General features: G+C 61.4%; 17 protein-coding genes and 1 tRNA gene. 8 read left to right on the top strand and 10 right to left on the bottom strand.

The window, feature by feature from the left end:
• Positions 1–100 precede the first annotated feature (100 nt).
• On the top strand, positions 101–1,366 hold the full coding sequence (locus JQS30_RS13830; RefSeq protein WP_213170829.1) for an aspartate kinase: 1,266 nt from the start codon (positions 101–103) through the stop codon (positions 1,364–1,366).
• 131 nt (positions 1,367–1,497) lie between these two features.
• A complete protein-coding gene (locus tag JQS30_RS13825) occupies positions 1,498–2,559 on the top strand; it encodes an aspartate-semialdehyde dehydrogenase (RefSeq protein ID WP_213170828.1) in 1,062 nt (353 codons plus the stop codon).
• Positions 2,560–2,717: 158 nt separating this feature from the next.
• Here the strand turns inward: JQS30_RS13825 and JQS30_RS13820 are convergent, their stop codons facing one another.
• On the bottom strand, positions 2,718–3,332 hold the full coding sequence (locus JQS30_RS13820) for an SDR family NAD(P)-dependent oxidoreductase (protein WP_213170827.1): 615 nt from the start codon (positions 3,330–3,332) through the stop codon (positions 2,718–2,720).
• Here JQS30_RS13820 and JQS30_RS13815 point away from each other — a divergent pair.
• The 6 genes from JQS30_RS13815 to JQS30_RS13790 all read left to right on the top strand — a co-directional run bounded on the left by JQS30_RS13815 (position 3,297) and on the right by JQS30_RS13790 (position 10,573).
• Entirely contained in the window at positions 3,297–3,890 is a 594-nt protein-coding gene (locus tag JQS30_RS13815; RefSeq protein ID WP_213173091.1) for a TetR/AcrR family transcriptional regulator, read from the top strand. The genes JQS30_RS13820 and JQS30_RS13815 overlap by 36 nt on opposite strands.
• A 219-nt stretch (positions 3,891–4,109) precedes the next feature.
• Positions 4,110–5,531: a cysteine--tRNA ligase gene (cysS, locus tag JQS30_RS13810; protein WP_213170826.1), complete on the top strand. Its 1,422-nt coding sequence runs from the start codon at positions 4,110–4,112 to the stop codon at positions 5,529–5,531.
• 187 nt (positions 5,532–5,718) lie between these two features.
• Positions 5,719–6,744, top strand: coding sequence for a 23S rRNA (guanosine(2251)-2'-O)-methyltransferase RlmB (gene rlmB, locus JQS30_RS13805; RefSeq protein ID WP_213170825.1), 1,026 nt, complete (start codon positions 5,719–5,721; stop codon positions 6,742–6,744).
• A gap of 131 nt (positions 6,745–6,875) precedes the next feature.
• Positions 6,876–9,536, top strand: a complete 2,661-nt coding sequence (locus JQS30_RS13800; protein ID WP_213170824.1) for an Hsp70 family protein — start codon at positions 6,876–6,878, stop codon at positions 9,534–9,536.
• Between the two features lie 266 nt (positions 9,537–9,802).
• Positions 9,803–9,875 (top strand) — tRNA-Thr (locus JQS30_RS13795).
• A 2-nt stretch (positions 9,876–9,877) separates the two neighbouring features.
• Complete coding sequence (locus JQS30_RS13790; protein ID WP_213170823.1) at positions 9,878–10,573, top strand: phosphocholine cytidylyltransferase family protein; 696 nt, start codon at positions 9,878–9,880, stop codon at positions 10,571–10,573.
• A 194-nt stretch (positions 10,574–10,767) separates the two neighbouring features.
• Here the strand turns inward: JQS30_RS13790 and JQS30_RS13785 are convergent, their stop codons facing one another.
• The 9 genes from JQS30_RS13785 to JQS30_RS13745 form a co-directional block, all read right to left on the bottom strand.
• Positions 10,768–13,071 (bottom strand): acylphosphatase, encoded by a 2,304-nt coding sequence (locus tag JQS30_RS13785; protein ID WP_213170822.1) that lies wholly within the window; start codon positions 13,069–13,071, stop codon positions 10,768–10,770.
• A 477-nt stretch (positions 13,072–13,548) separates the two neighbouring features.
• Positions 13,549–13,947, bottom strand: a complete 399-nt coding sequence (locus JQS30_RS13780) for a hypothetical protein (RefSeq protein ID WP_213170821.1) — start codon at positions 13,945–13,947, stop codon at positions 13,549–13,551.
• Positions 13,948–14,323: 376 nt separating this feature from the next.
• Positions 14,324–15,061, bottom strand: coding sequence for a hypothetical protein (locus JQS30_RS13775; protein ID WP_213170820.1), 738 nt, complete (start codon positions 15,059–15,061; stop codon positions 14,324–14,326).
• Positions 15,058–15,234: a hypothetical protein gene (locus JQS30_RS13770; RefSeq protein WP_213170819.1), complete on the bottom strand. Its 177-nt coding sequence runs from the start codon at positions 15,232–15,234 to the stop codon at positions 15,058–15,060. The genes JQS30_RS13775 and JQS30_RS13770 overlap by 4 nt, the downstream gene beginning before the upstream one ends.
• 168 nt (positions 15,235–15,402) lie before the next feature.
• Positions 15,403–16,710 carry an acylphosphatase gene (locus JQS30_RS13765; RefSeq protein WP_213170818.1) on the bottom strand — a complete coding sequence of 436 codons (1,308 nt, stop codon included), beginning with the start codon at positions 16,708–16,710 and terminating at the stop codon, positions 15,403–15,405.
• A gap of 1,353 nt (positions 16,711–18,063) precedes the next feature.
• Complete coding sequence (locus JQS30_RS13760) at positions 18,064–18,807, bottom strand: hypothetical protein (protein ID WP_213170817.1); 744 nt, start codon at positions 18,805–18,807, stop codon at positions 18,064–18,066.
• Positions 18,808–18,835: 28 nt separating this feature from the next.
• Positions 18,836–19,540, bottom strand: a complete 705-nt coding sequence (locus tag JQS30_RS13755) for a hypothetical protein (RefSeq protein ID WP_213170816.1) — start codon at positions 19,538–19,540, stop codon at positions 18,836–18,838.
• Between the two features lie 22 nt (positions 19,541–19,562).
• Positions 19,563–21,347 carry an acylphosphatase gene (locus JQS30_RS13750; protein WP_213170815.1) on the bottom strand — a complete coding sequence of 595 codons (1,785 nt, stop codon included), beginning with the start codon at positions 21,345–21,347 and terminating at the stop codon, positions 19,563–19,565.
• A 525-nt stretch (positions 21,348–21,872) separates the two neighbouring features.
• A complete protein-coding gene (locus tag JQS30_RS13745; protein ID WP_213170814.1) occupies positions 21,873–23,582 on the bottom strand; it encodes an acylphosphatase in 1,710 nt (569 codons plus the stop codon).
• Positions 23,583–23,605 lie beyond the last annotated feature (23 nt).

The raw sequence follows: 23,605 nt of genomic DNA, 5'->3' as shown, positions 1-23,605 counted from the left end.
ACCTGCCAGACTCGCCGAAGTTGATCGTTACTCTTAGGGGGCCGCGCGCTCACGCGCACTGGCACGACAGCACCGAAAAAACGTAAGAGGTGGTAAACCCGTGGCGCTCGTCGTTCAAAAATACGGTGGTTCCTCAGTGGAGAACGCGGAGCGCGTCAAGCGCGTCGCCGAACGCATTGTGGCCACCCGGAAGGCAGGAAACGACGTCGTCGTCGTGGTCTCAGCAATGGGAGACACGACAGACGAGCTGCTCGACCTAGCCGCCGAAATCACTCCCGTGCCCGACCCCCGAGAACTCGACATGCTGGTGTCCTCGGGCGAGCGCATCTCCATGGCCGTACTGGCCATGGCCATCGACAACCTCGGATTCCAGGCCCGCTCCTACACCGGTTCCCAGGCAGGCGTGATCACCACGTCCGCCCACGGCGACGCTCGCATCATCGACGTCACCCCCGGACGTATCCGCACCGCCATCGACGAGGGTTACATCACCATCGTCCAAGGCTTCCAAGGAATCAGCCAAGACACCAAGGACATCACCACCCTCGGACGCGGAGGCTCCGACACCACAGCGGTCGCCCTCGCAGCTGCCCTCGAAGCCGACGTGTGTGAGATCTACACCGATGTCGACGGCGTCTACACCGCCGACCCGCGCATCGTCCCCAACGCCAAACACATTCAGAACATCACGTTCGAAGAGACGTTGGAAATGGCCGCCTGCGGCGCGAAGATCCTGCACCTGCGTTCGGTCGAATACGCCCGGCGCTACAACATGCCCCTGCATGTCCGCTCGTCGTACTCAAACAAGACCGGCACCATGGTTGCCGGGTACATGGAGGACCTAACCGTGGAGCAAGCACTCATCTCCGGCGTGGCCCACGACCGCAGTGAAGCCAAGATCACGCTGACGAACGTGCCCGACAAGCCGGGTGCGGCCGCGGCGATCTTCCAGATCATCGCCGACAACGAGATCGACATCGACATGATCGTCCAAAACGTCGCCACCGCCGGAAACGGACACACCGACATCTCCTTCTCCTTGCCAAAGAAGGACGGACACACCGCCACCGCCGCGCTCAAGAAAGCCAAGGACCGCGTCGGTTTCGAGAAGGTCATCTATGACGAGCACATCGGCAAGGTGTCCCTCATCGGAGCCGGAATGCGTTCCCACCCCGGTGTGACGGCGACATTCTGCCGGGCGCTGGCCGAGGCGGGCGTCAACATCGAGATCATCTCCACCTCGGAGATCCGGATCTCGGTGGTCTGCCGCGACACCGAATTGGACACGGCTGTGCGAGCGGTTCACGACGCCTTCGAACTGGGCGGCGATGAAGAGGCCGTTGTGTACGCCGGAACCGGCCGCTAGCCGAACCGATGCAAAAGCGGCTCCATCCGTGTGGATGTTGAGCCATCTGGCCGCCCAGGCCCGCGACTGTGCGCTGTTGTGGCGAGTGACCGGAGGCCGGGCGGCCCAGGAGACTAAGAGAGTTAGGACATATGAGTAAGCCAAATGTAGCCATCGTCGGAGCCACCGGAGTGGTCGGCTCGATCATGCGAAACCTGCTGGCTGAAGACCGCGACCGCTGGGGCAAGATCAGCCTGCTCGCCTCGCCTCGCTCGGCCGGTAAAGAGCTGAAGGTCGGCGACGAGACGATCGTGGTGCAGGCCCTGTCCGCTGAAGCGTTCGACGGCGTCGACATCGCTCACTTTGACCTGCCCGATGAGGTCAGCGCCGAATGGGTGCCGGTGGCCGCCGCGAAGGGCGTCGTTGTCATCGACAAGAGCGCCCACTTCCGCATGGACCCGGATGTGCCGTTGGTGTGTCCGGAGTCGAACCCGCAGGATGTGTCGCATCGGCCGAAGAACATCATCGCCAACGCCAACTGCACTACCTTGGCGTTGATTCCGTCTCTGGCCGCCTTGAACGAGGCGTTCGGGCTCAAGGAAATGCGGGTGGCCTCCTACCAGGCCGCCTCGGGCTCGGGCAAGGAAGGGCTGGAGGCCCTGTACGAGCAGGCCGGGAAGGTCGCTGGGCTGACCGGGCTGGGCACGGTCGGGCATGAGGTGCGCGAGGTGCTGGGGGAGGACTTCAATGCTCCCTTTGGCGCGCCGCTGGTGATGAACGTGGTCCCCAAGGTCGGAGGCTGGAAGGACGGCGGCTGGACCTCCGAGGAACTGAAAGTGCGCAATGAGTCGCGCAAGATCCTCGGCCTGCCCGACCTGGCTGTGTCTTCCACCTGCGTGCGGGTGCCGGTGGCCATCGGTCACTCGCAGGCGGTGAACGCCACGTTCGCCAAGGATGTCACGGTTGAGGCCGCCCACGAGGTGCTGCGCAACGCGCCGGGAGTGGATGTGGTGGACGACCCGGAGAACATGGTCTTCCCGATGCCCATCGACTCGGTGGGAGCCAAGGGCACCCAGATTGGCCGGATTCGCCAGTCGTTGGACTTCCCGCGTTCGCTGGACTTCTTCGTCGTCGCCGACAACATCATGAAGGGCGCGGCCGAGAACTCGCACCAGACGGCAGTGCTGGTGGCCCAGGAGCTGGCCAAGAAGTAACGCTTCGTATGAGCTGAAGAAGAACAGGGTCGCCGAACGGTGTTCATGAGAACAGCGTTCGGCGACCCTGTTTGTGTTTCAGATGTTCGGTTTGTCGCAACCTCTCGACTTTGGAACCGGCGTGGGTTCTAGGGCCGCGCTTTTCCCGATGACCGGGCTTAAGCCCCGAACAGCATCGATCCTCCGGTGGCGTCAATGAACTGGCCGGTGACCCACCGGCCCTGCGGCGAGGCGATAAAACCGACTGCGTCGGCGATGTCGTCAACCTGGCCAACCCGGTTGAACACTGACCACGCGGCCGCCTGGGCCTCCGCCTCCGGGCTCGCATGCAGCCAGGCGGCGTTGATGTCCGGGTCGACGACTCCGGGGGCGACCGAGTTGACGGTGATGTTCCGGGGAGCCAGCTCCCTGGCCAGCGACCGGGTGAGTGAGTCCAGCGATGCCTTGGTCATGGCATAGGACGGGTCGGGTGTCCAGGGAACTTGGGAGGCTCCCGACGAGATGTTGATGACGCGCCCGCCTGAGCGCAGGCGATCCAGCGCCAGCTGGGTGATGAAGTAGGGCGCGCCCACGTTCAGGGCGAACACCTCTTCCAGCGCGGTCGGTGTCGTGTCTGTGAAGGCACCCCCGCTCGTCGCTCCGGCGTTGTTGACGAGAATGTCCAGCTTGCGGGGGCCGTTTTCGTCGGTGGCTTCGGAGTTCTCACTGGGGGCGCCGCCGAGTGCGCCGAGTGCCTTATCGAACGCCGCCCGCGCTCGTTCGATTCCGAGCACGTCCTACAGAAGGCCACCGAACTGTTCTGGCGGCACGGATACGACGCCACGTCAGTCAAGGCGCTCACCGAAGCATTGGGCATTCGCACCTCCAGCCTGTACGCCTCCTTCGGCGACAAACGCCAGCTCTTCGAGACCATCCTGGAGCGCTACCAGACATACGGGCAGCACGTGGCCGACCAGGCATTCGACAGGGCCGCAAACGCATATGAGGCGATCGAGTCGTACCTGCGCGCCCTAACCGTGGAATACGCCGACCCGAGCCACCCGCCTGGCTGTCTCGTCATCACCGCCGCCGTGAACTGCGCGCCCGCCTCGGCCGACGTCGAACAGCGGCTACGGGGAATCCGGCAAGCGGCAAGACAGGGGCTCATCGCCCGGATTCAAGCCGATATCGACGCGGGCCTACTCGCCGCCGATGTCGACGCCGAAGCACTGGGCACCTACGTCGCCGCGGTCATTCAAGGCATGTCCACCCAAGCGCGCGACGGCGCGACGACCGAGGACCTCCTCGGCATCGTGGAACTAGCCATGCGGGCCATGCCGACGTCGCGGTGAGCGCATCGGAGCCGCACATCCGCTGCACATTTGCCGGAGACTTCTCGCCGTCTCGCCGCACGTGAAACCCCAGCTAAAACGTTTGCCGTAGTCCCGGGCGTCACCACAGTCGACTCTGGCACCGGCCGTAGGCACTTCTTGCAAGCCCAGACGCGCGAACCCCAGGTCTCCCGTCGCGCCTGCCGTGTCCTGAACAGGCCGTCTTTGTATCCTGGGGGAGTGAGCTTGCGACTTTATGACACCGGTACCCGATCCGTCCGCGAATTTCGCTCCCGTAAAGAGGGCGAGGTCGGCATCTACCTGTGTGGGCTCACCGTGCAAGGCCCGCCACACATCGGTCACCTACGCTCCGGCGTCTCCTACGACGTGCTGATCAAGTGGCTGCGCCACAGCGGCTACCACGTCACCTACGTCCGCAATGTCACCGACGTGGACGACAAGATCATGGTGCGCGGCGAAGAACAGGGCCGCCCCTGGTGGTCGATCGCCTACGAGAACGAGCGCGTCCTCAGCCGCGCCTACGCCGCCCTTGGCGTCGAGCCGCCCACCTATGAGCCACGCGCCACCGGGCACATCCCCGACATGATCGACCTCATCAGCGAGCTGATCGATGCCGGGCACGCCTACGTCACCGACTCCGGCGACGTGTACTTCTCCGTGGAATCCTTCCCCGCCTACGGAGCGCTCTCACACCGCAAACCCGAAGACATGCTCTCGGCCGGCGACGGCGCACCGGGCGACAAGCGCGCCGCCCACGACTTCGGCCTGTGGAAGGCCGCCAAACCAAACGAACCGCTCGACGCCGCTTGGAACTCCCCATGGGGACGCGGCCGCCCCGGCTGGCACATCGAATGCTCCGCCATGTCCCGCCGCTACCTCGGCGACGGCTTCGACATCCACGGCGGCGGCACCGATATCATGTTCCCCCACCACGAGAACGAACTCGCTCAGTCGCGAGGAGCCGGGCTCGACTTCACCAACTTCTGGGTCCACAACGGCATGCTCAACCTCGCCGGAACCAAGATGGCGAAGTCCCTGGGCAACGTGCTCAGCGTCGAATCGTTGGGCGAAAAGGGCTTCCGACCCGTCGACATCCGCTACTACCTAGTCAGCGCGCACTACCGCTCGGCCATCGACTTCTCCGAGCAAGCCCTCGGCGAGGCCCAAGCCGCCTACGGACGCCTGACGAACTTCCTCAAGCGCGCCATCGAAACCCTCGGAGCCGACGCCGTCAACGGCGGCAAGCTGCCCGAAGAATTCACAAGCGCGATGGACGACGACCTCAACACACCGATGGCCATCGCCGCCATCCACGAACGCGCCCGCGAAGGCAACACCGCCCTCGACGCGATCGCCTCGGGCAATGGCGACCGGGACGCGGCCGCCCACGCCGCCGCGACCACCCGTAGCATGCTCGACGTCCTCGGCCTCGACCCGCTCTCGCCGCAGTGGTCCGCCTCCGAATCGGACACAGAGCTAACTGGAGTGGTGGATGCGCTGGTAGCGTTGGCACTGGAACAGCGCCAAGCCGCTCGCGCGCGCCGCGACTTCGAGGCCGCCGACCGCATCCGCGACGAACTCGCAGCAGCCGGAGTCCAGGTCAAGGACACCCCACAGGGGCCGCGCTGGACGGTCGGCTAACCGCACCGACACCCGCCCAATCAGCGCGACACCTCCACCTAGCCACATCACCGGCCTCGTGGTCTGTGCAGCCGCGCGGGGTTGGCGAAAACACAGGCATTGCTTGCCCCGCGTTGACAATGCGGACACAACAGCACTTCGCGTCCACCGCCGCACCGGCGGCCGGGACCACAGACAGGAAACGATTATGGCCAAGGGCAACTCCGAGCGTCCAGGTAAGCGCAAACAATCCAAAGCAGGCAGCAAGAAGGGCTCCGGCGGGCAGAAGAAAGGCCTGCAACCGCAAGGCCGCAGCCTCAAAGCCGAAGACCGGCCATGGCACAAGTCATACACCGGTGAGGACAAGCCGCAGCGAACCCAATGGAAGCAGGAGAAGGAACGCCGCAAAGCCGCCGAAGAGGGCCGCGTCAGCCACATCGGCAAAGCTAAACCCCGCAACGACCGGCGCAAACGCAGCCACGATGCCCTGGAATTGCTCGTTGGTCGCAACCCCGTGGTCGAGGCGCTGCGCGCCTCAGTGCCCTCCGCGACCCTATTCGTCGCCGAAGGAATCGACTCCGACGACCGGGTCGCCGAAGCCGTCCGCGTCGCCCACAACCGGGGACTTGAAGTACGAGAGGTGCCGCGAGCCGAACTCGACCGCCGCACCAAAGGTGCGATGCACCAGGGCCTAGGCCTGGAAGTCGAACCGTTCGAATACCTGGAGCTGCCCGACCTCATCGAGGAAGCCACCGCCGCCCCCGAGCCGGCGCTACTGGTCGCCCTCGACGGCGTCACCGACCCGCGCAACCTGGGAGCGATCGTCCGATCCACCGCCGCGTTCGGTGGACACGGCCTCGCCATTCCCACCCGCCGCGCCTCCGGAATGACCGCCGTGGCCTGGCGCAGCTCCGCCGGAGCTGCCGCCCGCCTCCCCATCGCCCGAGTGGTCAACATGACCCGCGCAGTCAAAGACGCCCAGCAAGCAGGCATCATGACCGTCGCTCTCGACGGTGAGGGAGACACCGAACTATACGACCTTCCCGTCGCGTCCGACCCGATCCTTCTGGTCGTCGGCGATGAAGGACGAGGTGTGTCCCGCCTGGTCAGCGAGACGGTCGACTTCCGGGTGCGCATCCCGATCGCCTCGGAGACCGAGTCGCTCAACGCCTCCGTGGCCGCCTCGGTCGCCCTCTCAGAGATCAGGAGGCAAAGGGCGATTAACCTAGGGTAGAGCGAGCGGCGAGTCTCCATGTCTCCAGCGCCGCCCGAGGAACCACGGGCGGCAATCTTTCGACACCTCAGAGGCACCCACTCGCCAGCCCATGAAAAACCCGACCGCCCACGCTGGGAGAACGCACCCCCATGAGCTCCGGTTACCTGCTCAGTGTTGACCTCGGCACGTCACATACCGTTGCCATCGTGCACTGGCCGGACGGCCGCAGCCGCCCACTGCTGTTCGACGGCTCCCCCGTGCTGCCCTCCGGGATCTATCTCGACGACGCGGGCACCATTCACGTGGGTAAAGACGCCCATCGCCTTGCCACCTCAGACCCCAGCCGCTTCGAACCCAACCCCAAACAGCGCATCGACGAAGGCACGCTGCTGCTGGGCGACCGGGAAATCACTGTGGCGACAGCCTTCGCCGCCATCCTCAGCCGTGTGGCTCGCCACGCGGTGGAAGCCGTCGGTGGCCTGCCCGATGCCGTGCTCACCTGCCCGGCCGCCTGGGGCGAACAGCGCCGCTCGGTGCTCCTCGACGCCGCAGCACAGGCCGGATACCGGCCCCCTCAGCTCGTCACCGAACCTGTCGCCGCCGCGACCTACTACACGACATCCCTGAACAACCAACTCCCCGCCGGACAGGCGCTGGCCGTGTTTGACTTTGGCGGCGGCACGCTCGATATCGCCGTTGTCGCCCGTCTCAATGACGGAAGCCTGACGGTCAAAGCCGATGGCGGCCTAGACGACCTGGGCGGCCTCGACATCGACGGTGCCCTGGTCGAACACCTTGGCACTACGATCGCCAGTCACGACGAAGTGGCGTGGCGGCGACTCAACCAGCCTTCTAGCCCGGTCGAGTTGCGTCTGCGGCGGTCGTTGTGGGATGACGCGCGTGGGGCCAAGGAGATGCTGTCGCGCACGTCGGTGGCTCCGGTGACGGTGCCCGGTCTTGACGTGTCGTTGCATTTGACGCGCGCGGAACTCGAGGAGGTGTCTAAGCCGCTATTGGCTAGGGCGGTGGCTGAAACCGAACGCGTGATCGGCCAGTCGGGTCTGGACGCGAAGAACTTGGCCGGGATTTTTCTCGTCGGTGGTTCCAGCCGGATGCCGTTGGTCGCGAAACTCTTGCATGCGCAACTCGGGGTCGCGCCCACCGTGCTCGAACAGCCGGAGATACCGGTCGCCGAGGGAGCGCTGAAGGCTGTTGCCCCGCCCACGGCTCCACCCCCGACGACTACCCCGCCGCTGGGTTTTGGTGGTTCGCCGCATTCGGGTGCGCCCTATGCCGGCGGGACCTCACCCATGGCTCCCGTCTCCTCCTCCCCGCAACAGGGCTTGCCTCCGCAACAGATGCAGTCTGGTCCGCAAGGCATCCAGTTGTATCCACATGGCCAGCCGCCCTACGACCACACGGTGCCGCTGGGTCAACCAAAGAAGGACCGGCGCAAACTATTCGCTCTGGGCGCGGTCGCAGCCGTGCTGGCCATCGCGATTCCATTGATCATCGTCTGGTTTACCGGTGAGCGCTACGATCAGCGCCCCTTCGAAGACCTAGTGGCGGTGGGCAATAACCAGGTTCCCTACGCAACCGACCCCGAACAATTGGCGCTGAATTCCTTTTCCGACATCCGTATCCGTGGCGACTTGGCGATCTTTGCCTACGTGGACGATGAGTACGATCCATTGGTGACCAGTCCGAAACTGTATGTGCAAGCGCTCAATGTTGACACGGGGGAACTGGAATGGTCCTCGGAGTTTGACGGCGATGGCTGGGTCAACGAAACAGTGGCCGGGGAAGACCTGTACGTGTTGGTGCGTGACAACGCCATTTCCGGTGGCTATGTCGCCATGTTCGTTGACCTGGAAGACGGTTCGGAAATCACTCGGCAGCGTCGTGACTATGGGCAGTCATTGCGCGTTGGTGAGTACCGTGTCTCGGTCGATAGCGACGACAGTGGACTCACCGCCCACGATGCGCGCGGCAACGTCGCCGCCCAATGGGTGTACCCAGACGAGGACAAGGGGTATCACTCCTATGGCGGTGTGAACATTTGGGACACCGAAGTGATGCCCCGCAACCCCGTTGAGGTCGACGACCCGCGATTTTGGGTCTTGACCGAGGACGGCACGATCCACATCAATGACATCAACTCCGGCGAGGAGATCACCTCGGCGCGAGTCGAGGCTCCGCACGATGTGTACTTCGCGTTTGAGGACCACCTGTTCGTCGCCTCCGGCGACGCCGACTACACGCTGAACGTCTATGACCTGGAAACGCTAGACCCGGTGGCGCAGGAACGAGTGCGGGACTTCGCCGGGGAAGTCACCGGCATCACCGCGTGCGGTTCGGCGCGGGTATGTGTGCGGGAGGAGAACGAAGATGGCACTGCCAGCTTCCGCGTCTTCGACGTCAATGAGGAAAAGTTCGTCCACACTTCCGATGAAAACCACGATGTACAACACGTCTTCCCCGTCGGTACGCACCTAGCGATGCAGTTTCACGAGGGCACCAGCGATAGCTTTCGCACCCGGGTGGTCGACAGCGACTTCCGTGAGGTGACGAACGTCGACGGTCAGTTCTGGTCGGTCGACGGAGCCAGCCTGTTGAGTCGTCCGTTTCAAGGCTCATCATCGTTTGGCTCCAGCCCCTTTGAAGGCCAGTTTGTCGGGCTGGGGGTCGATGGGTCGCGGCAGCCGTTTGGCACCATTGAGGCCTATCACCCTTGTGCCTATAGCGACACGCGCATTGCCTGTTTCACTGAGGCGGGGCCGCGCGTATATGCCTACCGCGACATCCCTTAGCCGGGAGATCCGGCTCTTGAGCGGCCTAGCGGTAGTGCCGGCGCGAGGGTGGTCGATCCAGTGGAAAAGCTTAGGAGAAGCGCGATCGGCGGGCCGTCTCCAGCCGGTTTTAGCCGCGCCACAGGCGGCCCCCACCGCCCGCATGTGGCCGTTGGCAAACGGGTACACTAACGTGGCGTCGCGCGGGCTTGACCTGCGGATAGTGGCCTTGAGCGGCTATGACGCACCCGAGGTGCGCCCTCGCGTCTCACAACTGAACACAGCCCGCCGACGTGGCGCAATTGGCAGCGCAACGGTCTTGTAAACCGTAGGTTAGGGGTTCGAGTCCCCTCGTCGGCTCTATGTCGACCAATATCGTCATCCTCGCCGCCGGAGTCGGTTCCCGACTTGGGAAACCCCATCCGAAACCGCTGACTCCCTTGACCAGCGGCCAGACGATTCTGCACCGGGCGCTGAGCCAGCTGACTTCTCGCTTCAACCGCCACTCGATCCACCTGGTCGTCGGCTTCAAAAAAGAGATGATCATGGAGGAAGTGCCTGACGTTGGTTTCATCTACAACCAGGCATACGGCGACACCAACACTTGTAAGAGTCTCCTCAAAGCCCTCACGATTCTTGGACCGGGGGGAGTTTTGTGGATGAACGGTGACGTCGTCTTCGATGACATGGTTCTCGACCAGCTGCTCCCGCACATCGCCATGGACCGCTCTTTTGTCGCCGTGAACACATCCTCGGTCGCCGAGGAAGAGGTCAAGTACACGTTGGACAGCGAGGGCTTTATCAATCAGCTGTCCAAGACCGTCTCCGAAGGAGCGCTCGGAGAGGCTGTCGGCATCAACTATATTTCCTCCACCGACCGCACTTTGCTGGCCAAGCGGCTCGAAGAGTGCGAGGACCAAGACTATTTCGAACGTGGCATCGAGTTGGCCATCGAACGCGATGGGGTGCAAATGGAGGCTGTCGACATTTCGCAGCACCAGGTCATCGAAGTCGATTTCGCCGAGGACCTCGACGAGGCCAACAAGTTCTTTACCTAGAGGCCGAGGCAAAAGGCGCTTTCGGCGTTCTCGTCGGCTCGTTTGCGTGCGTAAACTTCGCCTCCTGCGGCCTTGAACTCACACGTTTGCGTAGAATTCCCAAACTCACCGTGACGTAAATGTGCCGGACGCATATGGTGCGTCCGGCACATTGTATTGCCGACTTTCCTCGGCGTACTTCCCTATATTGAGCTCTATTGCCGTATCTCAAACTGGGCCCCGTTGAGGTCGATTTCCGCAGGGTCGATTGGCTCTGTGAGGACCTCGCTGGGGTAGGAGGCTCGTGAACCGTAGATGGCCAGCCGCGTCAAACTAGCCACGGCCTCCACTGGTCCGCTGAGGTGCGCCTGGACTTGCGTTGGGTCGTCACGGTTGGTGACCCAGCCACTGAGACCCAACTCCTCGGCTCGGGATGCGAACCAACGCCGGTACCCAACCTTTTGCACCAATCCGCGTACGGTGACGTGCACTGCCACTGTGTCTCGGGACGGTGGTTGAGCGAGTTCGCGTCGGCCGATGAAGTGTCGTAGTTCGGCCAGATACTGATCGCGGGAGGGGCCATACATCGGATAGTTGTGGGACAGCAGGTTGGGCGCGCTGTTGATCTCCATCAGCGCCGCCTCTTGCTCCTCAAGGGACTTCCGGTGGTCGTCGAGTAGCAGGTCGATGCTGCCCAAGGGTATGCGCAGGGTAGCCATAACTCGCTTGGCCACCTTCGCGACCGTGTGGTGGCATTCGTCGAGCACCTCAGTGGTGATCGCTCCGTGGCTGATACGCGCCGTCGACGCTAGGGGAACGACCGTGTCTTGGGGCGGAATCGAGTCTAGCCGCAGGTCTAGTTCGCGCAAATAAGCCGTGACCGTGTCGTCCAAGGGGATGGGGCTGGCTTGCAGGCACGGGTTGCGGCTGCGGGCCGCGTTGACGGCCAGAACTAGCTCGGCGATGGTGCTGTGCCCGTCGGCGACCACCTGCGGGCGGTCAATGCGGATCACCGACAGCACCTCCTGCGGCGTCGACAGGACCCGGAACAACGTCGTCGTACTTTGGTGTGGCTCGCACGCTTGCAAGCCCACCTGTGAGGCCACAGATTCCACGGCGGTGCGTTCATCGGCGAATTCCTCGAACGCAGCCGCGCTCTCCGAGGTCGAGAACCCTTGATAGGAGATGGTTTCGCCGCTGCCTGGATGGGTGATGATGAGGTTATTTTTACGGAATCGCTGGGTGGAGAATCCTAGCTGCAATGCGGCCCGTTCGCGGCGGGCGTCGTTCATGGCGGCGATGCGGCGGCCCGGCAATACCTCTTCGGCATAGTCATTGGGCTTGCTGACGGTCAACTTCACTGGCTGGGGGTATGTCTCGAAGGCGTCAACGAGTGGGGCTACTTCCGCCAGGTCCAGTTCTGATTCTGGTTGACCCGCGATGTGTAGGGCGGGCCAGTCCTTGCGGCGTTCCGGTTGCAGACAAAAGTCGATTCCCGGTGCCGATGACATCAGCAGGTTTTCCGCCGCGGCCACTCGGCCGTCATCGAAGCGAGAGGACCGCAGCCAAATTGTTCCGGCCATGTCGGAATGCTTTTTGTACATGCGGGCGGCGGGCACCATCGCGGCTAGTGAACCCCACTCGTCGGGGTCGAAGATGAGACTCACGGTAGGCGCGTGACGGCGGAACTGGGCAACCTCCTCAACCGAGGCGGCATTGGAGGCGATGAATAGTTTTTGGCCGGTGGGGCCAGAATGCTCGTCGGCGGCCTCTTGCAGTTTTAGCTGTTCGCGCAAGGAAGTGCGTTCCAAGGGCTGGTCGATGACGACGCGCGGGCCGTCCTGAAGCTTGTTGATCAGTCGCACCGATTTCAACACCAGATAGTGGGCGTCGGCCACACTGTAGTGTCCGGCAGGCTCCAGCCATACGGTGAGGCCTCGGGCGACGCTAGCGGCCGCGCGGGCTGCGAAACGTAGCCGCAGTCGGTCCAATTCGACGTCGCCGACTCCGCGAACGAACAGGACTTTCGCGTTGCAATGGGCGAGTTTGTCGGCCAGTTTCTCCCGTTGGGTGCGTGACTTCAAAGCGGTGGGGGAGTGGGGGACTTTGATGCGGGTGCTCAGCACTCGGGCTCGCAGCCGTCCGGTGTTCGCCAGCGGGCTGTACATCATATTTGTGTCCCAGAGGCCGTTGAACAGGGCGCTTTCGACCGCTAGGTTCGCGACTCCGTCGAGTGAGGTGGTCCAGGGGAGTCGATTTTCGCGGTCAGCGGCCCATTTTTTCAACGAGATGGAGGTGCCAGGTAGGGTCTGGGCGATTTTGCGAAGAGTGTCCCAGTCTTCCTCTGAGTTGTCGAGTCCTTTGATCCATTCGCCCCAGGTTGTGAGCGGCTGGTTGCGGAACCGGCCTTGGAGACCGACTAGGTATCCCCGGGTGGGTTGCAGGTTCAGGGCGGAGGGTTTAACGCCGACGTGCCGCAGAAGGGTGACTTTGTCGACGTGGAGCTCTCTTCGTGGCAACCAAAGCACAGGTGACCTTTCTTGTCGTCCAGTTCCCGAAACCGGGGGCTGACGCAACCAGTCCCGGGTTCCGGCGGATTTAGTTAGAGGGGCGTGATCACCGTGAAGCTCGGTGAGAAAGGGGGGATCGTGGACGACCGATGGCTTGCAGGCAGTGCGTTCTGACTGTTCGCGCTTATAGCGCCACAGGTCGACGGAGCTTCGACATCACCGAGTGCCGCCGTTGAACCTGGGCCAGCTGAAGGCTCGCCAGATGGGTGAAGATGTACCCTCAGCGGTCGATTTCGAGCCGGAAAGCCCGCGACTGCTAATAGACTCTTATGCTGTTTTTACCAGTTGCGACCCTGGTTGTCCAGGTGGTCATCACTCTAAGTGGTCGTACCTATCGTCTGAGTGGACATTGTTGGGCATGTGAACAACGATGATAGTTCACTGCCTCATGTGTTTCGTGGTCTCGGCGGTTTCGTGGGGACCCGGTCACCGGTTGATGCGGGCTAGTTCGCCCTCCAGTGAGGTGATGGCCAGTTGCTCGGCCTGCTCCCGATACGGCAGAACATTCCAGTTCGCCAAGTTCATGTCGATGATATCGATTCCGGCCCGAATTACACCCAGAGCAGCGCCAGCCTTCATGGTCAGCTCGATGATGGAGACGTGGGTCTCGCGAATGACCTCAACGTTCCTGCCGCCTTGGCTCACGCTTTTGACCTGTGAGATCTCAACGTCCTCGTCCAAATCGGGGACAGTGTCTAGGGTCCGTCCACTCTTCTTAAGGAACTTCACGAGCCGGTCGTCTACTGCCACCAGTCGATTCATGGGATGCGGATTGAGATGTCGGCCCGCGTTTTCAGCGATGACCAGTTCCAAGATGGCGTTCACCCCGTTGCCGTGTACCGACGCGGGCTAACGTCGGACTACTGAGGGAACCTTGTCAGCGATGGTCAGAAAACCGTAGTCATCTCCGATGATGTGGCGCTCGACCACAATACCGTCATGTGCGAATCCACTGTCATTCGCCGTTGGAAATGCAACGTCGAGGAGCTCGATGCTTGCCAATATTCGTGGTTACTCCGTGCCGTGATGACCGTTGGCGGGCTTCACAACGAGCGGGAAACCGAGGATGGCCGCCTTAGCCTTGGCTACATTGAGTTCGGTTTGGTCCACTGTAAATCCGGAGGCGTTTGGTAGACCGTAACGTTTTAGCTGGCTTACTAAATGCCACTTCTTATTCGGTAGCCTGCTGTCAACTGACTGGTCAGCCCGCCTCTATCTCACCCTCCAGGGATGCTAGCGCGATAGCTCCCGCTTGCTCTCGGTACGGCTGTACGTCCCAGTTGTTCAACGACAGGTCAATACTGGCAATTCTCGACGATTCTTCGGGGCGTTGAACATACGTCACCTCTGCCACCGCCGCAGCTGGCAACGCACCCAATGCGCGAACCGCAAGAGCCTTTTCTTCGTGGCTGACGCCTTTATCACTGGCAATGACAGTTCCGAAGGCTACCGTGGCCCGCTTTGGGTCGCCAAGATTCGCCGGCCTAAGAATAATGTCAGCCGGTTTCGTTTTGGGCTGAAGAGCTTTGATCGCATCCCATTCCCGCTTGACTGAGTCTGCGTCAACGATGCGCTTGTTTGAGGGTTCTCCTCGGAACCATGCTTCGGCTGGTTCCCCCAACCGCTGGAGAAAATCGTAGGCAGCGTCGACACTTCGGATGGGAACTTTGAGGGCCTCGACCGATGGGATGCCATCGGCTCGCAGCAATCGATGCAACCATGACGGGTCGCGTACTACCGCATGGGCCACACGGCTGTTGGATGGCCCGCTACCGCCGGAGAAGATCAGTTGATCGTCTCCGCGTGTCACCGCGACCATCGTGGGCCGTAGCCGGTGGCTCTCGACTCCGCTTACACGGCAGGCTGCCTCCAAGAGCGCGGACAATGGTCTTGCCTTTGTGTCTTGGGCAATAGCCACGGCGATACTAGTGATGCTCATATGCGGATCTCCTGGTTCGAGGTGGGGAATTTGCCCGTCAACTGCGAAGCGAATGGGCTACATGACGAAATAGGAAGCACGTTGCCGACCAGCTCCGCGGCAAGTTTCTTGGCATTGGCCCAGTGCCCATCATTGAACTCCTCAACGTCGACGTGTTCGCCCCAAAATTCCATCGGGCGGCTTGCAAACCTTCCAGAAAGGCCTGTGACGAGATGCGTTACGGGCAAAAAGCGGCGTGGTCCGGCAGCATTCACAAATCGGGCGATGGTGACATTGTGACCTTGGATTTGGTTTGGTCGAGGAAACATGGGCGTCTGCCTCTATTCGTAGGGACCGTCAGGTCAAAGTGCAGTGAACTCAGTGAAGCCCTCGCTGGGCACTGGTTCAGTCAGCAACTCTGCGACTACCGCCTTGGCTGGGCCACGGCGGGCCATTGCTGCCAGATGGACAATCCGTTTGATGGGGCCCTCTAGATGCACGGTGACCGTATCGTAGTCCCGATTCTCCGCCCATCCGCGCAAGTCAAGCTCTCGCGCGCAGTTCTTAAGCCAAGCCTGGAATCCGACCCCTTGGACGTGTCCGAAAATGGTCAGGCGGACCGCAGGGTCTGGTTGCAACTCCGTCGGCCGCATACCTGCTCCGCGCGCCGCGTTACGTACGACTGGTTCGCTTATCTCCACAGCCTTCCCAAAACAGGGGAAGGTATGCATATTGAGATCAGAGTTGCTGTTGACCTCGGTGATTGTGAGACGCTGTTCGTCCACAGGTCTACGGTGATCGGGCATGAGGATGTCGACACCTGCCTGGGGCATTCCCAGGACTCGGGCGGCCTGGCCCGCTAGCTCTAGCACCGAGGAATGGGTTTCATGCAAGACCTCGGTGCTACTGCCACCTTGACTGATGTTCGCCACTTGCACCAGTGTCACGGCTTGGTCAAACGATGGAACCGACTGTAGGTTGAGGCCCTGCTTGGCGAGCACACGGTCGAGATTGGCGTCGATCTTCACCAGGCGTCCGCGCAAGTGCGGATTGCGTTGCCGGGCCGCGTTGGCGGCGATGACAAGTTCAAGGACAGTGCTGACACCGTCTCCGTATGTTGAGCCAGGTTCGCGGCGCAGGACCGAAACGACGATGCCATCAAGAGTAAGGAGGCGGTAGTCGTCTCCGTCTATGTGTTGTTCGACCACAACCCCATTGCGGGCCTTTGCTCCCGCAGCGGCGAGATCAAAAGCACGCCCGAGCTCGTCCACGGAAGTGATACCAGTGGTGATGTCTTGGCCCTTCGAGCCATTGGAGGGTTTGACCACGAGCGGGTACCCCAGCTCAGGGGCTTGTTTAAGCATCGCGTCTTTATCGTTGACGCCGAAGGTCATGCCACGGGCGATCGGCAGTCCGTGGAGCTGGAGTTGGTCCCGGGTAATGCCTTTATCGCCGGTGAGAGTCACGTTGGATCGGCCCACAGTTTGATCGGTGAGTTTGTAGAATCCGGCTCGCGCTGCGTAGCCGGGCTGTTCGAGCATCATCATCTCGGCATCGTAGGTACGAACCGATAGACCCATTTGGAGCGCGCGTGCCTCCCGCAGCGATACCGATTTGAGTGTTTGGCTGCCGCCAGGAACGAACTCTTCGAGGTACTCCGTCGGAGACACTGCGTTAGGCCTTGGGGGCACCGGGAATGTCTGGAATCGATCGGCGTACTTGGCCAATGTCTTTAGATCTACGGCCCCGGCCTTTTCTAGACGAGGCCAACTCTTGGCACGGGTGCTAGATATGGTCGCGTCTACCTTCGTAGCAGCCCTCAGGAGTTGACTCTCTATTCGTCTAGCGCTCTCTGAATCAAATGGAATAGCCTCTGCCCACAGGAAAATGTTCTTCCCCCGTGAATTCCAGAGGCGGGTCTCAGTGGTGAATTCAGCGAGTGAGCGCCACTTTAGTGGATCAACGATAACGCAGAGGTCTGGGTGTTCACTTCGGATGCGGCTGAATTGTTCGGATGAGTTGACATCTTTGCGGGTAGCGATCGAGACTTTATCGTGCGACGTACCGGGCTCTCCAGAGATGATCGTTTGAAGTTTGGACAGCGCCTGGTGTCCTGGTACGAGGTCGCAGAACACTATGCGGGCTGTATCTGGGCCAATGTGGTCGACAGCAGTTTGTACGAGCTGCGCGGCGTCAGATACATCAAGGTATCGACCTTCGAACCACAGAGTCTTTCCACTGGCAGATGTGTCGAGGGCAAACCGCAAGCGAGCAACGTCTACTTTAATGTCACCTTGTGGGCGTATGTGCAACAGCTCTGCGTTATGTTTTGCAAGAAGTTTTGAATAACGCTTTTGTGCAGATCGTGAGGTGAGTTCAGCTATGTCGCGAGGTAGGCGGACCCGTTGCTTATTGTAGTGGGGGATGGTACGGTCACGCTTTTTGAGCTGTTTGGGCAATGTGTTAAACAAAGCCGACTCAAGTACCGGCAATGCTGGATTAGGCCCTGTATTAGGATCGCTAATTCCGGGAATAGAACCGGAATTAGCCCATATCCGCAATGGAAGAGTTTTTCCGACCAGCGTTGCTGCCAATGTTTCCAGATGGGGCCACAGTTCACCCGAACGATCTTCTGGGACGATCCATTCTCCCCAGGATGTCACGTCCCGCCTACGTAGCGTGCCATCAATGCGAAGTAGGTACCCGGTAGACGGGTAGAACGTATCGTGGCTTGGCTTGACACCGGTGTGACGGGCGATCGTGGTTTTTTGGATGTGGATCTCGTGCCTGGGCAGGCGCAAAGGGAAAGCCAAGATGCATCTCCAGAGCGGAAGTACTCCGAAGGCATGTGGGTGGCGCTACGGAGAGGGTGGGGTTGCCATCTTATCCGATTAGACATCGCGTGCTAGGCAGGCGTCAGTTACCAAAAGGCCATCAATGCTTTGCGTAGTAATATCCTAATTTGCGAAATTTCCGACATTTCTAGGTATATCGCCCCTACTCTCTATTGCCCATTGGCTCCTTTAGTTGATACGAGAGAATTCGCCGTCCACTATGGCGGTGATGATTTTTTCGCTGCCCTCGCGGTATGGCGTGACGTTCCAAGAATCCAACTTGATGTCGACATGAGACACCAAAGTGCCCGCCTTTGGGAGGCGGGTGAGATGAACCTCAGCGACCTCGGCACCAGGAATAATGCTGACGGTCCGCATGGCTAGATCTCGCTCGTCGTTCGTGAGATCGCCGCTGGCGTTGACCACGGAACCGAAAACCACCGTGACCGGTTCGGTCGGCCCCAGATCGGCGGGCTCGAACACGATTTGTGCCTTCGGGTCCTCGGGGCGGTGTTCGAGCAGTTCCTTCCAACCCGTCTTGAAGTCCTCAACAGTGAGCGTCACCGACGTCTGTGGCTGGTCGATCCACCAGGCCCGGGCCGGCTCGCCCAAGTCCTCCAGGTAGGTACGGGCTACCGCCCTGGCCTTCTCGGGAATCTTCACCGTCAGCGGCACCGGTACACCCTTGATCTCCAACGTTCGTCGTAGCCACGCGATGTCCTTGCCCAGCGTGATGGCGACACGGCTAGTGGAAGGGCCACTACAGCCAGCAAAGATCAGCTGATGCTCTCCCACTGCCACAGACACGAGGTTTGACCGCAGCCGATCCACCCGAAGATCGCGCGCACGGCACGTAGCTTCGAGCAGAGCCGACAGCGGCGTAGCGTTTGTGGATTCGCAAATATCAGTGGCGTTATTGATGATCAAAGACATCCCTGTAGCTTCCTATGACGTGGTGAATTCACCGGCTCACCTCTGGACGCGACAATCGGGCAATTTCGCCCGCAAGGATCGAATTCAGAACGTGATCGCGATGTGGTGCGGGGGTTGCGGAGTCGGCTAGACGGCGCAAGCCGGGGTCCACCCCAATAACCCAGGGGTCCTCATGTGCTCCGTGGCCGAGGAGGACATCGGCCACCTCGATACCTGGCAACGCCGCGACCGCAGCACGCGCCAGATCCGGGCCCGATCCAATGACCTGCCCGAAAGCGACTGTGTGGCAGCATTGCCGGCCCAGGTCAGCCGGTTCTAGCCGAATGAGTGGCTGTTGCTGCGGCGCGGCATCAACAAAAGCGCCCCATTTCCGGTCGAACTCTTCACCGGCCACCACTTTCTCGACGCTAGGGTGGTCGACCAGCCTCAACCGCGCATCCGTACCGAGTCGCCGCACAAAGTGGCGGGCCGTTGAGGTCGCCCGCGCTGGTAGTTCCGTAGTGGGGACTGTGGCGACCCCAGCCTGTTGCAACACCCGGCGCAAAGCAAAGGGACGCTCGCAGATACGGGCGCTCGCCTGGCTGTTTCCCGGCCCAATGGCACCTCGAAAGTACAAACGTTGCCCATCGACGCTCACCTCGATGACATCAGAGGCCGCCCGCCACACGGCAAGACCGCGCTGTGTGGCAAGTGCCTCCATGCGTTGGGAAAGAAACTCGTCGGTCGTTGTCACGGGGTGCCTCTCTGCCAGACAATCAAACCGAGTAGGTGTCCAGGACGGCAAATCCAGGCTTGGGGAGCTCTGAATGCTGTTGGGTGAACACTTCCAACACGGTCGCCTCCTGAGGTCCCTCGATGCTTCGCCTGACCAAGACCGACACAGCGGTCGCGTCACCGTAGAGAACGGCCTCGATTCCTCGTCGTGATTCATCGTGGCGCACCCAGCCGTCGACTCCCAGCTGGCGGGCCATATCAGCCAACCATTCACGGAACCCCACACCGGTGACAGTGCCGCCGACGGCGGTCCGCACGCACAGCTTCTCGGTGGGGGCTTGAGCTTCAAGCCCGGCCTCGCTCAGATGAGCACGCAATTCGTGTTCGAACACGTCACGGCCTGGCCCAAAGTTAGGGAAATAATGGCCGATAAAGCTGGGTGTCCCGTTCACCTCTGTAATCGCCAGCTCCTGCTCATCGATTCCGAGCCGGTGATCGGGGATGATCATGTCAACCCCGCCCAGCTTCAACCCCGAGGCCCGTACCGCCTCGTTCGCGGCCTCGATCAGTGACGGATGGGTCTGGTCGAGCACCTCCACGCTGACGCCGCCGTGACTGACATTGTTCACGCCCGCCAAATAGACCCGCTCGTTTCGTTCCGGAACCGAATCCAAACTATGGCCCTGCTTGAACAGCCACGATTCCAGTTCCGCAGTCAGGTTGACCAACATGCCCTGGCAAGAGGGGACCCGTTTACGGCCCGCGTTGTGCTCAGTGATCAGTTCCAAAATCGTGTGCTCGCCGTTACCGACCACTGCGGCCCGGTCACGCCGCGCCACCGACAGCACTTTTTCTCCGGTGGAGAGGAAACGAAAATCGGACCCCTCGATATGCCGTTCCACGACCACTCGGTTGCCCTTAAAGCCAGAGTCCAACGCGACTTTCAAAGCCCTGTGAAAGGCGTCCCAATTGTTGATGCGGGTGGTGATGCCGTCACCCTTGGAGCCTTTAGCTGGTTTCACCACCAAGGGAAAACCCAGCTCTTCGGCCTTGCGCACAGCATCGTCCATGCGGTTGGTGGAGATGGTGAAACCTGGAGCGACGGGAAGGCCACGCCGAATCAGTAGCTTGCGGGTCAAACCCTTGTTGACTGCGACCGTTGAGGCCCCGTGCCCAACTAGCGGCGAACGTCCGTGATCGAACATGAGAGTGAAGTTATGGTCGGGAGCGGAAATAACGACCACATTTTTCGACAGGCGCAACACATTCAACCCCATTTGCAGGGCCGTCATCTCCCGCAATGCGCTGCCGTTCGGTCCGTTCCACGCCCCGGGCAGCAAATGGGCCGAGAAGTTGTTTTGATCGGGCCCGTCGAGAGCGCGCATCGGAGGATAGAGAAAGTACTCTGTGGCCGACGTGGCCAGGGCTCGTTCATTGACCTCCAGCGGATCGCGAGTCTTACCGACGGCAGCCTTTCGCCGCAGCTTTGGATGATGTTCCTCTATGAAAGCCGCCAGCGCGTTGTTGATGGCTTCGGCAACTGCCGGATGGGTTGAAGTGGCTTTCCAACTCAGTAGGTCAATCTGTTGGCCCGGTAGCCGCTGGGCGGCTGTGGCAAGTTCGTTCCATGCCCGGTCGGCGCTGTCTGGTTCCACGTTCGCGCTGCCCCAAAATTTGTGCGTGACTCCGTCGAGACAGAGGTGGATGGCAGTAAGGAGGCGCTGCCGAGGCCGATGGAAGCTATGCTGCTGTGCCTCAATGGGCTCCCTGGCCACGGTGACTTTGCCAATCTCGATATGCAGCTGTGCCTGTGAAGTGCGTTGCAATAGCACTCGGAGGTCCTTCCTGATCGTCAGATGAGGTGAGGCTTCGCTTTAGGTTCGGAGCCACGGCGCGATCGGATGGGTGCGTTTGCGTCCGGAGCGAGGCAACTAGCAGGTGGTGCGGCGGCTAGGACGTTTGTGATGAGGCTGGCGCGACGTTGCGCTAGGTGGCTTTCCTCGCGCGTGACTACGCAGGTGGTGCCGACGAAGTCGCCCGAGGAGATGCCACCGGTTTTGTTGTGGTGTGGTTCGTCGTTCGATGCGCGTGGTGTGTTTATGTGCCGTGCGAGGTTCACGGCTTTATGAGAATGTAACTTCTCTCGCCGTCGCGAGGGCGTATTTGCGTCCGTTTCGGAGGGGCGCAGGTGTGACGGGTATGGAGGAGGACCGTCGGGCTCCGCGTTCGGCGCGGAGCACCGGCGAGCGTACCCAATACTTTGGCTGGCTTCCAGGCCATCGCCATTTTGTGGTGAGCCGATTGCCGCCGAGTTGGCTGAACTGGCAGCAGTGTTGTCGTATATCGCCACCTCAGGGGCCGGTCGCTAGGATGCGAAAGTCGGTTGGGGGCGTCTGTGTGACCGGGCGAGTGATCACTTCGTTGGGGTAGGACGGTGCGGGGCCTCGCAGTGCCAAGCCAGCCATGTACGCCACGGCTTGGGCCGGGCCGCTGATGAGGGCTTCAACCTGGTCGGGGTCATGGGTGTTGCGGACCCATCCGGTCAGTTTGGCGTCTCGGGCGCGGTTGAGAAACCACGCCCGGTACCCGACTTGCTGAACGTGTCCACGGATGCTGAGACGGGTGGTGAGCTGATCGCCGCTTTGCTTAGGTGGAACGTGGTCGAGGAGGCGTGCCAATTCGACCGCGTAAGGGTCGCAGGCGGGACCATATAGCGGGAAGGGGTGCATCAGCATCCCCGGTGAGCTATTGATTTCTATGATGCTGTGGCGTTGTTCTGCTAGGTCGCGTCGATGGTCGTTGAGGATCACGTCCAGCCCGACGAGCGGCAACGTGAGTAGGCGGCAGACTCGCATGGCCAGTTCGCCCAGCGAGGGGTGGGCTTCCTCGATGACCTCGATATTGCTTCCTCCACGCCCGATATTGGCCACTCGAAGAAGACGTACGGTCTCATTCACAGCTGGAACGGTTTCCATGGTGTGTCCCTGAGTTGCCAGAAACGAGTCCATTTCGGCGTTGGGTCGGAGAGGAAAGTCGCGCAGTCTAGGGTTGGCTGAGCGCACAGCGTTGGCCGCGAGGATCAACTCCACGATGTTGCTGCTCCCATCGCCAACGACTTCAGCGGCGATGCGGCGGGTGACCGACACGCATTCTTCGGCGGTGGCGAGTACACGGTAGTCATTGCCTTCGACCTGCTCTTCGACGATGACGCCGCTTGCGGCGTACGCGCCCTCCCGCACTCGCTTAATCGCCGCTTGCAACTGCGTGGAGTCTCGAACCGCGAGTGTTACGTCCGTTCCCAAACTTCCCTGGGCGGGTTTGACTACCAATGGGGAACGTAGCCGCTTGGTGGCTTGGACGGGGTCTGTCTTTTCATCCAAGGCGACCCCGGCCGGTACGGGCAGGCCATGGTGTTGCGCGAATCTGCGCGAGGTGTCCTTGTCGCGGGCGATCGCATCGGCGGGAACATTGGTGCCGGAACTATAAAAACCCCTGTAGCTGACGCCTGCTCCGGTGGTGGGTTGCCAGGCGAGTAGACAAATGTTGTGGAACTTCTGGGTGGAGAATCCCAACCGCAGGGCCGCCAGTTCGCGCAGCGTGGCCTGCTTGGAGGCGAACCGAGGGTCGGGCAATAGCGGATCGGCAAACGTGTTCGGTGTCGGCTCGATGGCGCGGGTGGGGGCGGGCCAGAGAGCGAAGCCGGTCACGTCGGTGGCTATGGAGACCAGCGTGGCTGTTCGGTTGCGGCGTAGTGAGATGGCCAGCGGGTCGTTCTCGTGGGCGTTGAACTGGGCGAAAGGCGCGGTCTGGCCGCAGTTTGTCCCCGGTCGTGCCTTAGTGCCGGGGTCCGATTCATTTCGGGTAGCCGTCAGCTGACGCGCCACCTGGTTGAGATGCCGCCAGCGGTTGCCGCTGCGTTCTTCCTCTCCGGCGGCATCGGGGTCGCATATGCGCACTGTTGCCCATGAATCACCTGTTCCCACGAGGAAGATCACGGGCGCTGCTTGGCCGTCGGAAAGCGCGGGGCCCGCCATCCTAATGAGGGTGATTCTTGTGGTCATGGGTACCGGCGGCCTCCGTTCTC

This window comes from Natronoglycomyces albus (assembly GCF_016925535.1).
Classification (GTDB): Bacteria; Actinomycetota; Actinomycetes; order Mycobacteriales; family Micromonosporaceae; genus Natronoglycomyces; species Natronoglycomyces albus.
The sequence above is the reverse complement of the archived record's forward strand: the minus strand, read 5'-3'. Positions and strand labels throughout refer to the sequence as shown.